General features: G+C 59.4%; 17 protein-coding genes. All 17 read left to right on the top strand.

The window, feature by feature from the left end; genetic code table 11:
- Positions 1 to 45 precede the first annotated feature (45 nt).
- Positions 46 to 681: a cytochrome c gene (locus tag FIV05_RS29900; protein ID WP_152512346.1), complete on the top strand. Its 636-nt coding sequence runs from the start codon at positions 46 to 48 to the stop codon at positions 679 to 681.
- 3 nt (positions 682 to 684) lie between these two features.
- On the top strand, positions 685 to 1,575 hold the full coding sequence (locus tag FIV05_RS29895; RefSeq protein ID WP_152512347.1) for a cytochrome c: 891 nt from the start codon (positions 685 to 687) through the stop codon (positions 1,573 to 1,575).
- Between the two features lie 20 nt (positions 1,576 to 1,595).
- A complete protein-coding gene (locus FIV05_RS29890) occupies positions 1,596 to 2,084 on the top strand; it encodes a cytochrome c (protein WP_152512348.1) in 489 nt (162 codons plus the stop codon).
- A gap of 95 nt (positions 2,085 to 2,179) precedes the next feature.
- Positions 2,180 to 3,514, top strand: coding sequence for an MFS transporter (locus FIV05_RS29885; RefSeq protein ID WP_152512349.1), 1,335 nt, complete (start codon positions 2,180 to 2,182; stop codon positions 3,512 to 3,514).
- The gene (locus tag FIV05_RS29880) at positions 3,511 to 4,224 is read left to right on the top strand and encodes an ABC transporter permease (protein WP_152512350.1); all 714 of its coding nucleotides are present in this window, start codon (positions 3,511 to 3,513) and stop codon (positions 4,222 to 4,224) included. The genes FIV05_RS29885 and FIV05_RS29880 overlap by 4 nt, the downstream gene beginning before the upstream one ends.
- A 261-nt stretch (positions 4,225 to 4,485) precedes the next feature.
- Positions 4,486 to 4,860, top strand: coding sequence for a hypothetical protein (locus FIV05_RS29875; protein WP_152512351.1), 375 nt, complete (start codon positions 4,486 to 4,488; stop codon positions 4,858 to 4,860).
- Between the two features lie 86 nt (positions 4,861 to 4,946).
- Positions 4,947 to 7,148, top strand: a complete 2,202-nt coding sequence (locus tag FIV05_RS29870; RefSeq protein WP_152512352.1) for an efflux RND transporter periplasmic adaptor subunit — start codon at positions 4,947 to 4,949, stop codon at positions 7,146 to 7,148.
- Entirely contained in the window at positions 7,148 to 10,330 is a 3,183-nt protein-coding gene (locus tag FIV05_RS29865) for a CusA/CzcA family heavy metal efflux RND transporter (protein WP_152512353.1), read from the top strand. Before FIV05_RS29870 ends, FIV05_RS29865 begins: the two co-directional genes overlap by 1 nt.
- A gap of 40 nt (positions 10,331 to 10,370) precedes the next feature.
- Positions 10,371 to 10,715, top strand: a complete 345-nt coding sequence (locus tag FIV05_RS29860; protein ID WP_152512354.1) for a copper-binding protein — start codon at positions 10,371 to 10,373, stop codon at positions 10,713 to 10,715.
- A 250-nt stretch (positions 10,716 to 10,965) separates the two neighbouring features.
- Complete coding sequence (locus FIV05_RS29855) at positions 10,966 to 12,684, top strand: SMP-30/gluconolactonase/LRE family protein (protein ID WP_152512355.1); 1,719 nt, start codon at positions 10,966 to 10,968, stop codon at positions 12,682 to 12,684.
- A 28-nt stretch (positions 12,685 to 12,712) separates the two neighbouring features.
- Complete coding sequence (locus tag FIV05_RS29850) at positions 12,713 to 13,792, top strand: ABC transporter ATP-binding protein (protein ID WP_152512356.1); 1,080 nt, start codon at positions 12,713 to 12,715, stop codon at positions 13,790 to 13,792.
- Positions 13,789 to 14,598, top strand: a complete 810-nt coding sequence (locus tag FIV05_RS29845; RefSeq protein WP_173014009.1) for an SDR family oxidoreductase — start codon at positions 13,789 to 13,791, stop codon at positions 14,596 to 14,598. The genes FIV05_RS29850 and FIV05_RS29845 overlap by 4 nt, the downstream gene beginning before the upstream one ends.
- 103 nt (positions 14,599 to 14,701) lie before the next feature.
- A complete protein-coding gene (locus FIV05_RS29840) occupies positions 14,702 to 15,961 on the top strand; it encodes a sugar ABC transporter substrate-binding protein (RefSeq protein ID WP_173014008.1) in 1,260 nt (419 codons plus the stop codon).
- A 100-nt stretch (positions 15,962 to 16,061) separates the two neighbouring features.
- Positions 16,062 to 17,006, top strand: a complete 945-nt coding sequence (locus FIV05_RS29835; protein ID WP_152512358.1) for a sugar ABC transporter permease — start codon at positions 16,062 to 16,064, stop codon at positions 17,004 to 17,006.
- A complete protein-coding gene (locus FIV05_RS29830; RefSeq protein WP_152512359.1) occupies positions 17,006 to 17,842 on the top strand; it encodes a carbohydrate ABC transporter permease in 837 nt (278 codons plus the stop codon). Before FIV05_RS29835 ends, FIV05_RS29830 begins: the two co-directional genes overlap by 1 nt.
- Positions 17,839 to 18,762, top strand: coding sequence for a dihydrodipicolinate synthase family protein (locus FIV05_RS29825; protein WP_152512360.1), 924 nt, complete (start codon positions 17,839 to 17,841; stop codon positions 18,760 to 18,762). Before FIV05_RS29830 ends, FIV05_RS29825 begins: the two co-directional genes overlap by 4 nt.
- A gap of 13 nt (positions 18,763 to 18,775) precedes the next feature.
- Positions 18,776 to 19,957, top strand: coding sequence for a mandelate racemase/muconate lactonizing enzyme family protein (locus FIV05_RS29820; RefSeq protein ID WP_152512361.1), 1,182 nt, complete (start codon positions 18,776 to 18,778; stop codon positions 19,955 to 19,957).

The following is a 19,957-nucleotide window of genomic DNA, read 5'->3' as shown; positions in this document are numbered from 1 at the left end:
TGAGGCGGAATATCCGCCACGCAATCTGGATACAGGACAAGATCAATGAAATTTACGGTTATATCAGTGACTGGCGCGCTGTTGCTTACAGGCGTTGCTGGCGCCTTTGCACATGGTGGGGCGTCCGGAATCGTCAAGGAACGCATGGACGCGATGGATGAGATGGGCGACGTGATGAAGTCGCTGACTGCCATCATGCGTGGAGAAAAGGACTATGATGCGGACGCAGTGCGTGAGGGCGCTGCGGTTATCCAGTCCCATTCCGGCGAGGCCCTGACCAAGCTGTTCCCGGAACACAGCATCGAAGGCCCATCGGAGGCGAAACCGGAAATCTGGACTGACTGGGAAGAATTCTCTGAGCTCGCAAAACAGCTGGACGTATTTGCAGCAGGACTTGGCGCAGCGGCAGAAAACGGCCTGGCACACGGCAAGGGCGGTGCAGGTATGACGGGTCAGTCGGGCATGATGGGGCAAGACACCATGATGGGTAGAAATTCCATGATGTCCCAGGGTGGTATGATGGGCTCCGGAGGAATGATGGGGTCGGGTGGCATGATGGGGAACGCCGGTCACATGGCCGATCCCGAAATGCTGGCCCAGATGCCTGCGGACGGGCTTTTCAACATGGTCGCGCAGACCTGTTCGGCCTGTCACTCAAAATTCAGGGTCGAGAAAAACTGATCGATGCGCCTCTGGCTCATTGTTGCGATCGTTGCTCCCGCGTTGGCGGGAGCGGCGTTCGCCGTGTTTTACCTCTGGCCTGTCGACAAGCCCGAACGGATCGAAGTCCTTGCCGGCGATCCGGGCCGCGGCGCCTATCTTGCCAGGATGTCGGGATGTATCGCCTGCCATACCAATACGGAAGGTGGCGGGAAACCTCTGGCTGGCGGTGTCAGGCTGCCGACGGACTTCGGCACATTCTATTCGCCCAACCTGACGACGGATCCGGATCACGGCATCGGAAACTGGAACTTGCAGGATTTTGCAGCGGCGGTACGACAGGGTATTTCGCCGGAAGGGGAGCCCTACTATCCGTCGTTTCCCTATCCGTTTTACGGTTCCTTTAGCGACCAGGATATCGCGGACCTGTGGGCAGCCTTCAAGACGGTTCCTCCCGTTGCTGAAGCATCGACACCACATGACATGTTGCCGCCATTCAATCTCAGAATGGGTCTGAAACTCTGGCGCGGACTGTTTTACGTGCCGGAGACATTCGACCCGGATCCTGCGCGCTCTGATCTCTGGAACAGGGGCAAGTTCATTGTTGAGGGACCGGCTCATTGCGGCGCTTGCCACACCCCTAGAAATGCCGCTGGTGCACGTCAGGCGGAATTGGCTCTGCATGGCGCCAGCGAACTGCCTGACGGCGGCAAGTCTCCACCCATCACGAGTGCCGCGCTGAAGAGACAGGGCTGGACGATAAGTTCTCTGCAGTATGCGCTGAAAACCGGGATCATGCCCGACGGGGATGTCTTCGGCGGCTCCATGGGCGAGGTCGTGCGCGACGGCACTGCTTTCCTGTCCGAAGAGGACCGGGAAGCAATGGCAACCTATCTCCTGGAGAGGGACGGCTGACCATCTGAAGGAGAGAGACCATGAGAAGCCGCATTTTGCTCGGTGTCCTTTCTGCGGCAGTGGTGATTGTCGTCGCCAGTGTCATTTTCCTCCTGGCACCCCCCGATGTTGACGAAGGTGTCGTCCGGCTGAAGCCGGACGACCTCAAGCTTGTGCATTTGGGAGCAGACATTTACGCGCGTAATTGCGCAGCTTGCCACGGAGACGACCTGAAAGGAGAGCCCGACTGGATGGACGCCAATCCGGACGGTTCCCTGAAGGCGCCGCCGCACGACGAAACCGGGCACACCTGGCATCATCAGGACGATCTATTGTTCCGTATCACGAAGCATGGCACCGCGAAGGCGGTTGGCCTTGAGAATTTCAACTCGAACCTGCCGGCATTTGAAGGCGTGCTGACAGACACCGAAATCATCGCCGTCCTGTCCTGGATCAAGTCGCAGTGGCCGCAGGAAATCCGTGAAAGGCATGACCTCATCAATGCGCAAGGAGGGGCCCCATCGTCTTGAAGGCTGTACGTTTTCGCCATACGGCTATGAAGCATTGCAGTTGCGGCACAGGTTCGATCGCAAGGCGCGGTGAAGCTGGACGGCTGGAGAGTTAAGTGATTTCGGTACTTGCAAATCAAACCTACCGCCATCTTTTTTTCGCGCAGGTCATCGCGTTGTTCGGCACAGGTCTGATGACGGTTGGCCTGGCACTGCTGACCTTCGATCTTGCAGGCGATGAGGCTGGCGCCGTTCTGGGAACAGCCCTTGCGATCAAGATGATTGTCTACGTCGGCATCAGCCCGATTGCTGCCGCTTATGCGAGCCGGTTTCCGCGCCGGATGTTTCTCGTCACGTTGGATATCGTCCGGGCTCTGACCGCGGTGGCCCTGCCCTTCGTTGACGAGATTTGGCAGGTCTACGTTCTGATCGCCCTGTTGCAAACCGCGTCCGCGGCCTTCACCCCTGCCTTCCAGGCCAGCATTCCCGATATCCTTCCGGATGAAAAGGACTACACGAGTGCCTTGTCGCTGTCGCGCATGGCGTATGATCTTGAAAACCTTCTCAGCCCAATGATTGCAGCCGTCCTGGTTGGCCTTGTCGGCTTCCACTGGTTGTTCGCCGGCACCGTTGCCGGCTTCCTGTTCTCCGCCGGGTTGATCCTGACCATTCGGCTCGTCTCGCCGCAGGCCGACGCGGAAGAGCCCGCGTTCCGAAGAACCGTCAAGGGCCTGCAGATCTATCTGAAGACACCACGCCTGAGAGGATTGCTGGCGCTCAATCTCGCGGTTGCCGCCTCGGGAGCCATGGTGATCGTCAACGGTGTCGTCATCGTGAAATCGTACCTTGGTCTCAACGACACCGACCTGGCCTTGTCGATGGCGGCCTATGGCGGGGGCTCGATGGTCGTCGCGTTGACGTTGCCAAAGCTTCTAGCAAGCCGTTCCGAACGGTTCGTCATGCTCGCCGGCGGGGCACTGCTTCCCGTTTCGTTGCTGATATTCGCCGGCCTGTTGACGGTCCTGCCGGTGCCTTTCGTTTGGCCAGCCCTACTGCTGGTCTGGTTTGCCATGGGGGCGGGCATGTCGGCGGTTCTCGTGCCCTCTGGACGGCTTCTTAAAAATTCCGCCCATCCCCAGGACCGTCCATTGGTTTTTGCTGCGCAATTTGCTCTCTCGCACGGTTGCTGGCTGATTGCCTATCCGCTTGCCGGTTGGCTTGGAGCAAATTCCTCGATGTCTGTGACAATGGTCGTTCTCGCCGGTTTGGCTGTGCTTGGCTGGACTGTGGCCGGCAAGTCCTGGCCTGCAGACGATCACAGTATTCTCGACCATGCGCACCCCGACCTGCCGGCAAACCACCCGCATCTTGCCAAAGCGCATGGAAAACGACACGCACATGCGTTCGTGATCGACAGCCTTCACCACACCTGGCCGGATCGCCAGCCATGATGGATCTTCTCATCTCCTGGCAGCGCTGGATTTATGGCGGCGTGCGAGCTTCGTTGCTGGAAACCAGCCAGTCGGGGGATTTCTGGCTTCTTGCGAGCATGATCGGGACAGGGGTGCTGTTCGGCGCCATTCACGCTTTGACGCCCGGGCATGGAAAGACGATCCTGGCCAGCTATGTCGCCGGAGCCGGAAGCAGCTTCGCCCGTGCATTTTCGGTCTCGACACTTCTGGCGGCAACACATGTGCTCACAGCCGTTCTGATCGCCTTCTTTGCCTCCCAGCTTGTGGAAAGATCCTTTGTTGGCGGCGGCCGGGCCCCGGCCCTCGAGTTGATCAGCCGCGTCACACTGATCGGTATCGGCGCATGGCTTTTTGTCCGGGCAATCCGCTCAAGGCCAGGCAGGAAGCGAGCCGAAGGCTTCTGGGTGGCCCTTACAGCCGGTCTCGTACCGTGTCCTTTGACATTGTTTGTCGTGGTGGCTGCCCTGTCGCAAGGCGAACCGGGGGCGGGTCTGATGTTCGCGGCATCGATGCTTGTCGGCATCGCCTTCACGCTTTGTGCAGTGGCAGGATTGGCGGTTGCCGGCCAGCGCCTGTTTCTCGATGTCGCTCTCAGGAACGGCGCGACCCTCAGCGTGGTTTCCCGAGCGCTCGATGCGACTGCCGGAATTCTCATTATCCTTTTCGCCGGTATCCAATTGCTTGAATAGCTCCGATCCTGTTCAGATCCGCTTCAATTTCCCTGACGCAAACGAAAAATTGAAGGACCGACGCTCATATTCGCTTCTGCTTCGGCCCCGCCAGGCGTATTTAGGTCTCAGGTTGTCTTGTGATCGGAAGAACTGTCGCAGAACCGGAAGTTTCACGGCTCCAGATCAAGAACGGAAATTTATTAACCGCCCTTCGAAGGCATGCTCATAGGCACCTATCAGGCACTTGTAATTGTGCTGGACCGGATTATATCGCGCAACATGACCCGACCCGTGCATCACTTCAGCAGACTGGCCGCGACGATCCTGTTCGCGATTGCCCTGCTGTTTGCCGGGTTTGCACCGGCGCACCAGGCGATGATGGCTCCTGGAGAACATGTTGCGGCCAACGCCGGCATGCCGTGTGAAACGATGATGGGTCATGCCTCGGCAATGATGGGCGATGAAATGCCGGACGACGGACAGGTGAAATTCGACCTGTGCTGCGGCGGTGCGTTGTGCGCTGCCGATACGGTTCGCGATAGCCAGGAAATCGCGCTGGTTTTTGCCCAGGCCCTCGCCTTCACGCAGTTGCCGCCAGATGCCCTTCACGTCTCGGACATCACCCTTCCCGAACGACCTCCCCGCCGCCTCTGAAAACATCGTTCCTCCGCAGACTTTTGCGGAGCCAGAAGTGATGGACATGCCTTCGGCAAACAGCCGCTGGCAACTCAGAGGTTACTATGCGTGGACGTTATGCCGCGCTCAGCATCATCGCCCTTGCCGCAGGTGTGGCAGGCGGGGTGTTTCTTGAGCGCCTTTATCTGAACCCGGGCGACGGCAATGCGTCGGGGGGACCAGAAATTCTCTATTGGGTCGCCCCCATGGACCCGAACTTCCGCCAGCCCGGGCCCGGCAAGTCGCCGATGGGAATGGATCTGATACCGGTTTATGCCGGACAGGAACCTTCCGCTGATCCGGCTGAAGTCAGCCTGTCGGCAGCCGAGGTCAATGCCATCGGCGTACGTACCGCTTTGGCCCGTGTCGGTGAAATCTCCCGGCAAATCGAAACCGTCGGCTTCGTCGGTTACGACGAACATCTGACCAGTCATGTTCACACCCGGGTGGACGGCTGGATCGAGACGCTGAACATTCGCGCCGTTGGCGACCGGGTGAAAAAGGGAGAAGTGCTCTTCGAGCTGTTTTCGCCCGAATTCGGCATTGCCAGCTTCGATTTCCTGCGCTCGCTTTCGAACGGCAACGGTCTGTCCCTGGAGGCTGCCCGCAACAAGCTGCGCAGTCATGGGGCTTCAGAGGAGCAGATTGCCGAGATCGAGGCAGATGGCAAGGTCGCCCGAAGGATCAAGGTGGTCGCGCCGCGCGACGGGGTTGTTATTGCCCTTGCGGCTGCCGACGGCATGTTCCTGCAGCCCGGCGCACAGGCCATGTCCATCACGGATCTCAACAAGGTTTGGCTGATTGTGGATGTCTTCGAGCGCGATATCGCGCGTTTGACGGAAGACATGCGCGCGGTTGCCCGCTTCGAACATCTGCCAGGACGGACATTCGAAGGCCAGATCGATTACATTTACCCGGAACTCGATCCAAAAACGCGAACCCTGCCTGTCAGGCTCCTGTTCGACAACGCAGAAGGTCTGTTGCGGCCGAACATGTTCGGCAACGTCAGGCTGTTTCCAAACGAGACCCGCACTGCCGTCACCATTCCCTCCGAAGCCGTCATCCGGACGGGAACAGCGGAGCGTGTTGTCATCAAGGTCGGCGAAGGCACTTTCAAACCAAGGCTGATATCCACCGGATTGCGTGACAATTTTGGAGAAAACGGGCGCACGGAGGTTGTTCAGGGGCTTGAGCCCGGTGAAGAGGTTGTTGCTTCGGCCCAGTTCCTGATCGACAGCGAAAGCGCGCTCAATGCGGGCTTGATGCGCATGGCGCCGACGAACGAAGTTCCTGCGCGCGGGACCGGTGAACTGGTCGCGCTCGACCGCGAAGCCCGGTTGGCAACCATCCGCCACGACAGTCTGGAAAGTCTCGACTGGCCAGCGATGACAACACGTTTTCCTGTTGCGGCGTCCATCCCTCTCGACCGGTTGAGCGAGGGCCAGCAGGTTTCCTTCAAGGCAGCGCGCGGCGCTGATGGCCTGCTGGGGTTGATCAAACTCGGGTCAGACGACGGCATTGCAGCCACGGGGTCGGGAACCGTTCTTGCTGTTACAAGCGACGGCAAACTGACGATGGAACATGGTCCGATCCCGGATCTCGGCTGGCCCGCCATGCAAATGGACATGGATGTCTCGGGCTTCGATCCGCAGTCGGTTCCAGTGAATGTTCCGGTCGAATTCGACCTTGCCAAGGGCGACGGTGGTCTCTTCTCGATCGTGGCGGTAAGGCAGCCGGGCGTTGCCGAGGATCCGGCGGCAGAGCAGGCCGAGGAAGTTGCCGACGACGCGCAAGCAGAAGCCGCACCCATCGTGGTGTCGGGAACGATCAACTCGATCGATACCGAAAACGCGAAGGCTACAATCACCCATGGCCCCATTGCCGAAATCGGCATGCCTGGCATGACCATGGCATTCGCGGTGGAAAAGACCCTGGATCTGGATGCCCTGCCAGTCGGCACGGAAACCACGCTCACCTTTTCAAGGCCGGACGGAATGACGATGGTCCTGGCAAAGGCAGAGCCGATCACGCCGCCGATGGAAGTCCGGGGCACCATCAATGCCCTTGATCGGGATGCTCGCACGGCCAACATCACTCACGGACCGATGGCAGAGATCGGCATGCCGGGCATGACCATGGATTTTGCCGTTGATCAGGCCATTGCCGTTGGTGATTTGCCACTGGATCAGGAGGTAACACTCTTGCTCCAGCGCAATCCGGATTTTTCCATGACATTGGTCGGAGTCCGGCGTGAGGAGGGCTTGTGATGATTGCCGCAATCATTCGTGCTTCCATCGCCAACCGCGTGATCATGCTGGCAATCGCCGCCATGATCGCCGTCGCCGGTATCTGGGCAATCCGCGAAACGCCCGTCGATGCAATCCCGGACCTTTCGGACGTTCAGGTCATCGTGCGCACGCCCTACGCCGGCCAAGCGCCTCAGGTGGTGGAGGACCAGGTCACATTCCCCATCGCCACGGCGATGCTTGCCGTGCCAGGTGCCAGTGATGTGCGCGGTTTTTCCTTCTTTGGCGACAGCTACGTCTACATCGTTTTCGAGGACGGCACCGATCTTTACTGGGCCAGAACCCGTGTTCTGGAATACCTCGGTCAGATCGCTGCAAACCTGCCTGAAGATGTTTCACCACAGCTTGGCCCGGATGCGACGGGTGTCGGCTGGATTTACCAGTACGCCCTGATAGACCGCACCGGAAATCATGACCTTGCCCAACTGCGTGCCCTTCAGGACTGGTTCCTGAAATACGAACTTCAGACCGTCGACGGCGTCTCGGAAGTCGCCACGATCGGCGGCATGGTGAAGCAATACCAGGTGGTCGTGGACCCGAACAAACTCAGGGCCTACGACATAACACTGTCGCAGATCCGAGGCGCCATCCAGGCCGCCAACCGGGAAACCGGTGGCAGCGTGATCGAGATGGGCGAAGCCGAATTCATGGTGCGCTCGACCGGTTACGTCGATGAACTTGCCGATCTTGCCAAGGCACCACTGATGGTCAACGACCGCGGGGCGCCGCTGACGCTCGGAGACGTTGCCGACATTCGCCTCGGGCCGGAAATGCGCCGTGGTGTCGGCGAATTCGGCGGCGAAGGCGATGCCGTCGGCGGAGTTGTGATCCTGCGCTGGGGCGGCAACGCGCTGGCAGCCATCAAGGCAGTCGAAGCACGGATCGGCGAACTGCGCAGCAGCCTGCCCGAAGGGGTGGAGATCGTCACGACCTATGACCGCTCCGGCGTCATCGAGCGTGCGATCGACAATCTTCAGACAAAGCTGACCGAAGAATTCATCGTTGTCGTTCTGGTCTGCGCGGCGTTCCTGCTGCACTTGCGCTCGTCGCTCGTCATCCTGTTTTCCCTGCCTCTCGGCATTGCGGCGGCCTTCATCATCATGAAGCTGCAGGGCGTGAATGCGAACATCATGTCGCTTGGCGGCATCGCCATTGCCATCGGTGCAATGGTGGATGCGGCGATCGTCATGATCGAGGCGATGCACCGTCGGCTGGAACATGAAAAACTGACCGCGGAGAACCGCTGGCGGATCGTGGGGGAATGTGCCTCGGAAGTGGGCCCTGCCCTCTTCTTCTCCCTGGCAATCATCACCGTCAGCTTCCTGCCGGTGTTCGTTCTGGAAAGCCAGGAAGGCAGGCTCTTCAAGCCGTTGGCCTTCACCAAGACCTACGCCATGGCGGCCGCGGCCATACTCTCCATCACGCTGGTTCCGGTGCTGATGGGGTACTTTGTCCGCGGACGCATTCTTGCGGAGAACAAGAACCCGCTCAACCGGATCGTGATCTGGCTCTACCGCCCCTTTCTGGATGCGGCCGTTGCCTGGCCCTGGGCAACGACCATTCTGGCGGGTGTCCTGGTCGCCTCCATGTGGTGGCCCCTTCAGAGGATTGGCACGGAGTTCATGCCAGCCCTCAACGAAGGTGACTTCCTTTACATGCCGACGCTTTATCCCGGTGTTTCCATCGGCAAGGCACGTGAAGTTCTTCAGCAGTCCGACCGCCTTATCGCCACCGTACCGGAAGTAAAGACGGTCCACGGCAAGCTGGGCCGTGCCGATACGGCGACAGACCCTGCCCCGCTGACGATGATCGAGACGACCATCCAGCTGAAGCCGCGCGCCGAGTGGCGGGAAGGCATGACGATGGACCGGATCCGGGACGAGCTGGATCAGGCCGTCCAGATACCGGGCGTCACCAACGTGTGGATACAGCCGATCAAGAACCGCATCGACATGCTGGCAACCGGCATCAAGACCCCTGTCGGGGTCAAGATCACAGGGGCCGATCTTGGCGTCATCGAGAAGATCGGCATTGAAGTCGAAAACGCGGTCGCAGGAATTGATGGCACGGCATCGGCCTACGCCGAGCGGCCCGTCGGGGGGCGCTTCATCGAGATCGACGTCGACCGGGAGGCGGCTGCCCGCTTCATGATGAGCGTGCGGGATATCCAGGACGTCGTGCAGACTGCGATTGGCGGCATGCAAGTGTCGGAGTCCGTCGAAGGCCTGGAGCGCTTTCCCATCAACCTCCGCTATCCGCAGGACTGGCGCAACAGTCCAGAGCGCTTGCGGGAACTTCCGGTGGTCACGCCGTCCGGCGCCCATATTCCGCTCGGTGCCCTGGCAGAGGTCAGCGTTGTCGACGGACCGGGCATGATCCGGTCTGAAAACGCCCGACGTACCGGGTTCGTCTTCATCGACATCACCGGCCGGGATCTGGGCGGCTACGTTGATGAAGCGCGCAGGACGGTTGCGGAGAAGGTGCAACTGCCTCCCGGCTATTCGATCGCCTGGTCGGGCCAGTATGAGTACATCGAACGCATGCAGGAACGCCTGAAGCTGGTGGCTCCGGCGACCTTGCTGATCATCACGCTCATGCTGTTCATGGCGTTCAACCGGGTCATCGAAGTCGGCATCATCCTTGCCGCCCTTCCCGTGGCACTGGCCGGAGGTGTGTGGTTCCTCTGGTACCTGGATTTCGACATGTCGGTCGCGGTGATCGTCGGCTTCATCGCCCTTGCAGGCGTTGCGGTCGAGACAGCCATCGTGATGCTGCTCTACCTCAACCTGGCCTGGGAAAAACGCAAGAAGCTTGCGGCCGCCGAGGTCCGCTCCCTGACGGTTGTCGACGTAGAGGAAGTGGTTTTCGAAGGTGCGCTTTTGCGCGTGCGGCCAAAGGTGATGACCGTTGCGACGATCTTTGCCGGGCTGATCCCGATCATGTACGGCGACGGCACGGGCTCGGAAATCATGCAGCGGATCGCAGCACCCATGGTCGGTGGCATGGCAACCGCCACCCTTCTGACCCTCTTCGTCATTCCCGCCATTTTCACGATCTGGAAGCGGCTTGCTCTCTCGCGGGTCAACCGTGAGCTGAGCACAGCCACCCCGGACATCAAAGGTGCGGTGCAGCCGGCCGAATGATTTTGCAACTCACAAATAAACCCCAAGAAAGGCAACTGAAATGAAGACCCTCATCCTCGCAGCATTCCTGTCCCTGGCGGCCACTCCGGCTGTCCTTGCCCAGGCGTCGCATAGCGGCATGGATCATTCCAACATGCCCATGACCGCCGAACAGATGGACGGCGCGGTCCACGCCAATGCCGTCGTCAACTCCATCGGCGGTGGGACTGCAAACGTCAGCCACGATCCGATTCCGGAAATCGGCTGGCCGGCCATGACGATGGATCTGCCCCTTCTGGAAGGCGCACAGATGTCGGATGACCTCACCCCGGGCGACAGCGTGATCCTGATGCTGGTGAAAGGCGACGACGGCATGTACGCAATCGGCGGATTGATGCCGAAGTAAGATTTCGGACAAAACACTTCCGACAATGGTTGCGGCCCGTGGCACCTGTCTCACGAGGTCGTAGCCATTGTCGACCTTCATCTATTCTGCCGTTTCGCCCCCCTCTCTCATACTACGCAGGTTCAACCAAAATTGGTTCGCACTCAGCGTTCCTAATCACTGATAGCCATCTTTGTGTTGACATGAAACTAAGTTCCAAAATATATCCTTGGTGGAGATTGGAAGCTGAATTTGCGCTTTGGGAGGGAATATGGTGCGGCGCTCCGTACAAAAAATCGAAGCAGCTGGTGAGGAATCCGCAACCCAGCCGGGGATGCAGGCCCTCACGCGCGGGCTGAGAGTTCTGGACTTTATTGCGGAAGCCTCGACGCCTGTCCGGTTCATGACCCTGCTTGATGGAACAGGATTTCCAAAAGGCACGCTTCACCGCCTTCTGCAAACGTTGATCGAGGAGCGTTATCTCATTCTGGACGAATGGAACCAGACCTACCGGCTAGGCTCCCGTCCGTTTCAGCTCGCGCACAGGGCCTGGGATCAATTCGATCTGCGCGGTGCCGCGCTGCCGGAGCTGGAACGCCTGACGTCGCTTGCCAATGAGGCTACCCGCCTCGGACGGCTTGACGGCAACAAGGTTCTTTACATCGACCAGCGGGATCCTGAACAGCAGGTGCGCATCTCCAACGGCATTGGCGCTCGTTCAGCCATCCATGCCACCGCGCTTGGAAAGGCGATGGCAGCTCATCTTTCTCACTCGGAACGCTACCGGCTGGTGATGGACGGTGAGCTTGAGGCTTTCACCGATCAAACGATTGTTTCAAACGGTGACCTGGATCAGCAGCTGAACATCATCAAGGCACGCGGTTATGCGGTCTCCATCGGCGAGCAGTTCGAAGACATCAGTGCTGTCGCGGCTCCGATCCTGGATCACCGTGCAAGGCCGATCGGAGCAATCGGCGTTGTCGGTCCCAGCTACCGGCTTTCGACCGAGCGGCTGCACACGCTTGGCCGGGAGGTGATCGAAGCGGCGCGCAGAATTTCTGGAAATGTCGGGGAACTTGCCATGTCGATCTCGGTGGCGCCAAAGCCGCTCGGAGCGGTACAGGACAACGTCAGCTGCGCCATTCCGGGCGAGGATTTTCTGGGCGAAGGTCCTTTCTGGTCGCCGGAAACCGGCAAGCTTCACTGGGTGGATATCCTCGCGCCGGCCGTTGTGACCGGTGACCCTGCCACAGGCGAACGCAGCACGCGTCCCCTGCCTGAGCTGGTCGGGGTGGCCATTCCGAAAAAGAGTGGCGGCTTTGTCTGCGCGACCGAAAACGGCATCAAGACCATTAGCTCCAACGGACAGATTGAAACGCTGGCGGAGCCGGAGAAGGACCACACGGGCAATCGGTTCAATGACGGCAAATGCGATGCGAAAGGGCGGCTTTGGGTTGGTTCGCTCGCCATAACGACCGAACCCGGCAAGGGAATGTTATGGCGGGTCGAGCCGAATGGCGAGGCCGTGAAGATGGACGAGAACTTCCACGTGTCGAACGGCCTTGGCTGGAGCCCCGACAACAAGACCTTCTACTTTACCGATTCCGGTTGTCGGACCATCTGGGCCTACGATTTCGACCTCGAGGAAGGTACCATCTCGAACCGCAGGGCATTTGTCGAAGTCGCGGAAGGCGATGGTGTGCCCGATGGACTGTGCGTCGATGAGGACGGCTATCTCTGGGTCGCGATGTGGGATGGCTGGTGCATCCGCCGGTATGCGCCCGACGGCACATTGGCAAGCTCGTTTCCCGTGCCGGTGCCCCGCCCCACAAGCTGTGCCTTCGGCGGCGAGGACATGTCGACACTTTACGTGACCACTGCCCGTATCCGTCTGTCGGCACAGCAGCTCGTCGAAGCGCCGCTCTCCGGATGCGTTCTGGCGATCGAGACAAATGCGAAGGGGCTCGCCGGCAACATCTTTGCCGGCTGAACGCACCCCGGGAACTTGGTGAGGAAAAATGGCCGATCTTAAAATTGAAGGGCTGTGCAAGCGCTACGGCCAGGTGGAGGTTTTGAAAAACATCGACCTGGACATAAAGGACGGGGAATTCGTCGTGTTTGTCGGACCGTCCGGCTGCGGAAAGTCCACCTTGCTGCGCATGATCTGTGGTCTTGATGAAGTTTCCGCCGGTCAGCTTCTGATCGACGGTGAAAAGGTCAATGACGTGCCGTCGTCCAAGCGCGGCATTGCCATGGTGTTCCAGTCTTATGCGCTCTATCCGCACATGAATGTGGCGCAGAACATGGGCTACGCGCTGAGGCTTGCCGGTGAAGACAAGGCCCTCATCACAGCGCGGGTGAAGCAGGCCGCGGAAATCCTGAAAATCGATCATCTTCTGGACCGTAAGCCGCGTCAGCTTTCCGGCGGCCAGCGCCAGCGTGTGGCCATCGGACGCGCGATTGTGCGTGAGCCCAAGATTTTCCTTTTCGACGAGCCCCTGTCCAATCTGGACGCCGCCTTGCGCGTGGACATGCGGATGGAATTCGCACGGCTCAAGGAGCGACTGGGCACGACGATGATCTACGTCACGCACGATCAGGTCGAAGCCATGACGCTGGCCGACAAGATCGTGGTGTTGCAGGACGGCGTCGTCGAGCAGGTCGGCAGTCCTATTGACCTTTATGAACGACCCGTCAACCGGTTCGTGGCCGGGTTCATCGGCTCGCCGAAAATGAATTTCGTGCCGGTGAAGCCGGGACCGGACGGATATGTGCTGCCGGGTGGCTTGCTGAAGGTTTCGGCGGAAGCCGGCAACGTGAGCAAAATCGGCATCCGGCCCGAGCATTTGCGCCTTGGAACGGATGGCGATGGAGTCTTTACCGGAACAGTCGAGACCACGGAGCATCTCGGTTCGGATACCTTTGCAATCGTTCAGCTTGAGGGTCAGCCCCGCCCGATCATGGTGCGGCTGCCGGGCGAGCGGCGGTTGGATCACCGCTCGCAAGTTTCGGTGACCTTCGATCTGGCCTCCGTTTATGCGTTTGATCAGGCCGGCAAAACCGTTGCGCTGACGAACGAGCGGGCGGATGCGGCATGACGCTGGAAACATCCGATCATGAGGAATTGCGACCAATCCCGATCGATGCGGCACATTATCCGAGCCTTAAGGGGAAGGGTGTGCTGATAACCGGGGGTGGATCCGGCATCGGCATGTATCTGGTCGAGGCCTTCTGCGCGCAGGGAGCCAGGGTCGGTTTCATCGATATCAACGCGGAAGCCAGCACCCGCGTGGCGGACGTCTGCGAACAGGAGACCGGGAACAGGCCGCAGTTCCGGATTGCAGATCTTACGGACATAGGCCAGTTGAAAGCGGCCGTTGCCGCGCTTCGCGAAAGCCTCGGGTCCCTTACGGTTCTCGTCAACAACGCAGGTAACGATGACAGATTGCCTGTCGAGGACATTACCCCGGAGTATTGGGACGAGCGCTTCAACACCAATCTCAGGCATCAGTTCTTTACGGCGCAATCTGTCCTTCCGGATATGGCGGAAGGTGGTGCCATCATCAACATGGGCTCCAACAGCTGGATGCAGGGTGTTGCGACCCTCATCTGCTACACGACCGCAAAATCTGCAGTTCAGGGACTGACGAAATGTCTCGCGCGGGAACTCGGGCCACGAAAGATCCGGGTGAACTCGATTGCCCCCGGCTGGATCCTGACCGATCGGCAAGTCACCCGTGCGAAAAAGGTCTTTCAGGACAAGTTCGATGACTACCTCTCCAAGCAGTGCCTGAAGGAATTCCTGCTGCCGCCGGACGTTGCCCGCATGGCGCTGTTTCTGGCAGCTGACGACAGCCGAATGATCACCGGCCAGACCTTTGTCGTCGATGGTGGCGTCGTCTGACGAATTACTTTTGAAACTAAGTTTCAACTAACTTGCGGAGATGGATCAGCTCTGCTAGCTTTAAAATTGAAACTTGGTTTCAAACTTTTCATGGGAGGAAATGATGAGGAAGCTGAAGCAGGTTCTGATGGCGGGTTTCGCCGCTGCGATGGTGTCGTCCTCGGTTGGTCAGGCGCTGGCCGATGAGGTCGATTTCATGAGCTGGACGGTTGCGGAAGAGACCGGCAAGGAAATCGTGGGCAAGATGGCTGCCGGTTTTGAGGAGAATACCGGCAACAAGGTCGAGTTTCAGGGATATGCCTGGGGCGAGATGAACAAGAATTATATCTTGCGGGCCCGTTCCAACACGCTGCCTGATGTCGGCCAGTCGCAAGGTCGCCTGCTGCCGGTCATTGGCAACATCGATCAGCTTCAGGATTTCAACGAAGTCATTGGCCGCGAAGAGTTGCTGAACATCTTCGACGAAGGCTTCCTCTCCATGGGCGAAGTCAACGGCAAGCAGGTTGCGCTGCCCTGGATCACCGGCACCATCGGCATGGTCGCCAATCTGGAAGTTCTCGAAAAAGCCGGCATCAGCGAAGTGCCGACAACAGTCGAAGAGTTCAAAGCAGCCCTGGAACAGGTGCGTGACAAGGTGCCGAACTCCGTTCCGCTTGGCCTTGCCACGAAGAACAACAACTCCATTCTTCTCGACTACATGACTTGGGTCTGGATCTTCGGCGGCGATCCGCTGACGGCGGACGGCAAGCCGGCCGTCAATTCTCCTGAAGCAGTGGCTGCGCTGGAATTCATGGCAGATGCGGTCAAGAACCGTCTCGCCGCCCCCGAAATCGACCGGCCAGATGCGCGCCGCCTATTCGCCCATGGTGCGACAGCCTTCTACATCGACGCGCCCCAAGCACTTTCCTTCGCCCGCAAACTGTCCGGTAGAGGCGAGGAAATCGACGCCGTCGTCAAACCGGTCAAGGCGCCGGTCCTGAAGGAAGGCGATACGCCTGTATCCATGCAGTGGGGCCATGTCCTGGTCCTGTTCGGTGACGAGAACGGCAAACCTGACAGCGCGGCAGTGGAATGGATCAAGTATCTGCTGTCCACGGATGTCCTTGTGCCTTATGCGACCGACCAGAGCGTCCTGCCCGCCACCAAGGCCGGTATCGCTTCGGAAGCCGTGAAATCGAATACCTATCTGGCGGATTGGGCTGCTTCAGCCGTGTCTCCGCGGCGTAACTCGATCGCCTCCTTGGAAAACGGTGCCCAGATCTCGGACATCATCGGCGCCGAGGTGCAGGCAGCAGTTCTTGGCATGAAAACTGCGCAACAGGCGGCCGACGACATGCAGAGCAAACTCGAAGCGGCCATGTAAGGACCGCTCGTCCCCCCAACTTCCGGTCCCGGTTTCCGGGGCCGGTCTTTCCAGTCGGGCGGCAGTTCTGGCCACCCGTTCAAGAAGCGAGTTGAATCCCATGTCTGTTGCAGACCTGTCAGGATCACGGCTGACCGATGCCCCGGTCTCAGCCCATGCCCGAAGAGGTGGCCTGAAAGCCGGTGAAGGCCGGTTCGGTGTCCTTCTTCTGGTGCCGGCCCTCTGTGCATTCGGGCTGGTTGTCATGTGGCCGTTTCTGCAGGCCCTCGCTTATTCGTTCTTTGAATACACGCTTTACACACCCGAGCCCGTCTGGGTCGGAATTGCGAACTTTCAAAAGGTCCTGAGCGACCCGGGCTTCTGGGAGTCGCTCACCGTCACGGCAATCTATGTGGTGCTGACCACCTTCTTTTCGATCGTTCTCGGCTTCGCCTGGGCCCTGATCCTGAACGAACCTTTCCGGGGGCGTGACGTCATGCGCTCCATTTCCCTGCTTCCGTGGATCATGCCTTCCGTCGTGACGGCGTTCCTGTGGGGCTGGATTTTCAATTCCAGATACGGGCTGCTCAATTACGCCGCGATGAGCGCTGATCTGATCGACTATCCGCAAGCCTGGCTGTCGACACCCAGTGGTGCCATGGCAGCCGTCATCGTCACCAAGGTCTGGTTGTCAATTCCATTGTTCATGGCGTTCTTTCTTGCGGGCCTTTCGAGCATGGACCGCCAGCAGATCGAGGCCGCACGCGTGGATGGCGCCGGCAATTTCTCGGTCCTCAAGGACCATATCATCCCCCATTTGCGCCCTGTCCTCCTGGTCGTGATCGTGCTGGCCATGATCGGCAACCTTCAGCAGTTCGACACGATCTGGGCGCTGACCGGCGGTGGACCCGTACGGGCGACAACCGTGCTGTCCGTCGAGGTTTACCGCCGGGCCTTTGAGCAATGGGATATCGGGATGGCGGCAACGGTCGGCGTCCTGTGGGTCGCAACCATCCTGCCCCCTGCCTACTTCTACCTGCGCCAGCTCATGAAGGGAGCCGACTGATGCTTGACCTCTCGTCCTGGCAGGCCAAGACAATCTTTGCCGTCTGCACACTCCTGATCGGCTGTTTCCTGTTCTTTCCAGTCTACTGGCTGTTCATTTCGTCGCTGAAAGTCGATGCCGAACTCTATGCTCTCGAGCCGACCTTCTATCCGCATGTCCTGACGCTGGAGCATTTCAGGAAGGCGCTGTTTGAAGCCGGCCTTGGCCTGCAACTCACCAATTCTTTGATCGTGTCGCTGTCTTCGGCGGCTATCAATGCAACGCTTGCGGTCTATGCCGGATATTCCTTTGCGAAGTACCGTTACTTCGGGCGCCGGCCGGTAATGCTGTTCATGTTGTCGGCGCAGATGTTCCCCTTCGGCCTGCTGCTCATCACCATCTATCCGATGTTCACCGAACTCGGCCTGATCGACACCCGCTTCGGTCTGATGATCAGCTACATCGTCTTTGCCCTGCCGGTGGCCACCTACATGCTCTACAGCTATTTCAGCCAGGTGCCGAACGAACTGATCGAGGCGGCGCGGGCGGATGGTGCGAGCGACCTTCGGATCTTCCATACGATCGTTCTGCCGATCTCGCTTCCGCCGATCATAACGGTCTTCCTCTACAGCTTCATGTGGAGCTGGAACGACCTTCTCTATTCCCTGACCCTGATCGTTTCCGACGACAAGCGCACGATCGGTCCGGGCCTTCTTCTGAACTATCTCAACGAAACCAACTCTGACTGGGGCGGAGCCATGGCCGCGTCCCTGATGGCCGCCTGTCCGGTAGTCATCGGCTTCATGCTGCTGCAGCGCTTCTTCATTCAGGGTGTCACCGCAGGAGCCGTCAAATGATCCTCAAGGGAACCTACCCTGTCCTATGCACGCCATTCAAAGACGATGGCGTCATTTCGGACACAGATTTCGACCGGCTGATCGACTATGTCGTCGCGTGTGGTGCGAATGGATGTGTTTATCCGGGTGTCGCCAGTGAGGTAGACACACTGTCGGCCGAAGAACGCGCGACAATGATTGCCCGCCTCGGCGAACGCCTCGCCGGTCGCATTCCATTTGTTGTCGGTGCGTCGGCGGCGACACCTGAGGAAGTGCTGGAGCATATCAAGACCGGTGCGGCGGCCTGCGCGTCTGCCGCGATGGTGATGGCGCCGGGAGCTCTCGGCCAGGATGTTGCCGCACAGTCGGCCTTCTTCAACGAGATTGCCGCTGCCTCACCGATCCCGATCATGCTGCAGAATGCACCGGTGCCGATCGGCGCTGGCCTGTCGCCGGAAAGCGTTTCGGCGATCGTTCGCGACATTGCGAACGTTCTGTATGTCAAGGAAGAGACCATGCCCTGCGGGCAGAACCTTTCCCGGATTTCCAAAGCCTGCGGCGACACGATCCTTGGTGTCTTCGGAGGGGCTGGCGGCCGGTATATCACCGACGAACTCGCCCGCGGTTCACTGGGCACCATGCCGGCAGCCGAGTTTACCGACCTGCATGTGAAGCTCGTCAATGCATGGCTGGACGGTCAGGAAACCGAAGCCCGGCGCCTCTTCATGGTGATGATGCCGGCGCTTAATTTCCAGGCCATCTTCCGTATGCAGATGACAAAGGAAACACTGCGCCAGCGGGGTGTGCTGGAGCATACGTTCGTTCGCGGCAAAGGCCCGCGCATGGATCAGGGCGACCGCAACGAACTGGCAGCTCTTCTGGGGCAATTGACCGGAGAACTGTCGAAATATCCACTGACCACTCTTCAGGCCGCCGAGTAGGAGAAGCCGAAACATGTCCACTGCTCCACTCGACGCGATCCAGAAACTGGAGTGTTTCATTGTCCGCGTCCCCCGCGACGTGCCCTACCTCGGTCCCTTGCGCGAAGGCGAATTCATCAATGAAAAGGGCTACCTGATCCGCAAGGGTAACCGGTCAATCTATCCGTCGACAGACCAGACGGTGGTGCTCAAGGTAACCGCGGAAAGCGGCCGGATCGGATGGGGGGAAACCTATGGCATCGCAGCGCCGGAAGCGGTCAAGGCGATTGTCGACAACCTGCTGGCTCCGGTCATTGTCGGCCGGGATGTTTCCGCACCTGCTGTGATCCATGACGATCTTTACGACCTCATGCGCGTGCGCGGGTTCTTCGGCGGATATTTTGTCGATGCGCTTGCCGGTGTCGATATTGCGCTTTGGGATCTCTATGGTCGGATAACGGGACTTTCCGTCTCACAGCTGCTCGGCGGCCGCCGGCAGGAAACGCTTCCGGCCTATGTCTCTGGCCTGCCACGCGCAACCTTGCAGGAACGCTGCGATCTTGCGGTCGAATGGGTGAACAAGGGCTTCAAGGCAATCAAGTTCGCCGGCGCCGTCGCGGACGACGGTATGGTGAAGGAAATGGCCGCTCTCCGGGAGGCCGTTGGACCCGGTGTCGACCTGATGGTCGACATGCACTGGAAGCATGAGGCGGCGGAAGCCGTTTCCATAATCCGCAAGCTGGAAGCGCACGGACTTTATTTTGCCGAAGCGCCGGTTCAGTCGGAAGACATGACCGGCCAGATCCGTGTCGCCAACTCGATTGGCGTGCCACTTGCGCTCGGTGAAGAACTGCGCACCGCCTATGAATATCGCCCGCGCTTCGAGGCCCGGGCGATGAGCATCGTCCAACCGGAAATGGGTCATACCGGCATCACAGAATTTGCCCGCATCGGCATGATGGCCCAGGCCTTCCACATGAAGATCATTCCGCATGCTGCGATCTCGATCGGGATTTTCATGGCGGCCAGTCTGCAGGCAAGTGCCGTGTTCCTGGGCCTGCCCTATCACGAGTACCAGCATTCGATCTTCGACCGGAACCTGATGTTCACGAACGGCGACATGGCCTGCGAAAACGGCTTCTACAAGGTGCCCACAGGACCGGGCATTGGCGTCGAGCCGAGCGAAGCCTTGCTCGCCATGCTGGAGGACGCTTGA

The organism is Labrenzia sp. THAF191a, from assembly GCF_009363335.1.
GTDB classification, from domain to species: Bacteria; Pseudomonadota; Alphaproteobacteria; order Rhizobiales; family Stappiaceae; genus Roseibium; species Roseibium algicola.
Note: the sequence above shows the minus strand (reverse complement) of the source record. Positions and strands in the feature narration are given on the sequence as shown.

Bases quoted from the DNA above. Each gene is read 5' to 3' on its own strand.
- FIV05_RS29900 (WP_152512346.1), top strand. From the start codon at position 46: ATGAAATTTACGGTTATATCAGTGACTGGCGCGCTGTTGCTTACAGGC.
- FIV05_RS29895 (WP_152512347.1), top strand. From the start codon at position 685: ATGCGCCTCTGGCTCATTGTTGCGATCGTTGCTCCCGCGTTGGCGGGA.
- FIV05_RS29890 (WP_152512348.1), top strand. From the start codon at position 1,596: ATGAGAAGCCGCATTTTGCTCGGTGTCCTTTCTGCGGCAGTGGTGATT.
- FIV05_RS29880 (WP_152512350.1), top strand. From the start codon at position 3,511: ATGATGGATCTTCTCATCTCCTGGCAGCGCTGGATTTATGGCGGCGTG.
- FIV05_RS29875 (WP_152512351.1), top strand. From the start codon at position 4,486: ATGACCCGACCCGTGCATCACTTCAGCAGACTGGCCGCGACGATCCTG.
- FIV05_RS29870 (WP_152512352.1), top strand. From the start codon at position 4,947: ATGCGTGGACGTTATGCCGCGCTCAGCATCATCGCCCTTGCCGCAGGT.
- FIV05_RS29865 (WP_152512353.1), top strand. From the start codon at position 7,148: ATGATTGCCGCAATCATTCGTGCTTCCATCGCCAACCGCGTGATCATG.
- FIV05_RS29860 (WP_152512354.1), top strand. From the start codon at position 10,371: ATGAAGACCCTCATCCTCGCAGCATTCCTGTCCCTGGCGGCCACTCCG.
- FIV05_RS29855 (WP_152512355.1), top strand. From the start codon at position 10,966: ATGGTGCGGCGCTCCGTACAAAAAATCGAAGCAGCTGGTGAGGAATCC.
- FIV05_RS29850 (WP_152512356.1), top strand. From the start codon at position 12,713: ATGGCCGATCTTAAAATTGAAGGGCTGTGCAAGCGCTACGGCCAGGTG.
- FIV05_RS29845 (WP_173014009.1), top strand. From the start codon at position 13,789: ATGACGCTGGAAACATCCGATCATGAGGAATTGCGACCAATCCCGATC.
- FIV05_RS29840 (WP_173014008.1), top strand. From the start codon at position 14,702: ATGAGGAAGCTGAAGCAGGTTCTGATGGCGGGTTTCGCCGCTGCGATG.
- FIV05_RS29835 (WP_152512358.1), top strand. From the start codon at position 16,062: ATGTCTGTTGCAGACCTGTCAGGATCACGGCTGACCGATGCCCCGGTC.
- FIV05_RS29830 (WP_152512359.1), top strand. From the start codon at position 17,006: ATGCTTGACCTCTCGTCCTGGCAGGCCAAGACAATCTTTGCCGTCTGC.
- FIV05_RS29825 (WP_152512360.1), top strand. From the start codon at position 17,839: ATGATCCTCAAGGGAACCTACCCTGTCCTATGCACGCCATTCAAAGAC.
- FIV05_RS29820 (WP_152512361.1), top strand. From the start codon at position 18,776: ATGTCCACTGCTCCACTCGACGCGATCCAGAAACTGGAGTGTTTCATT.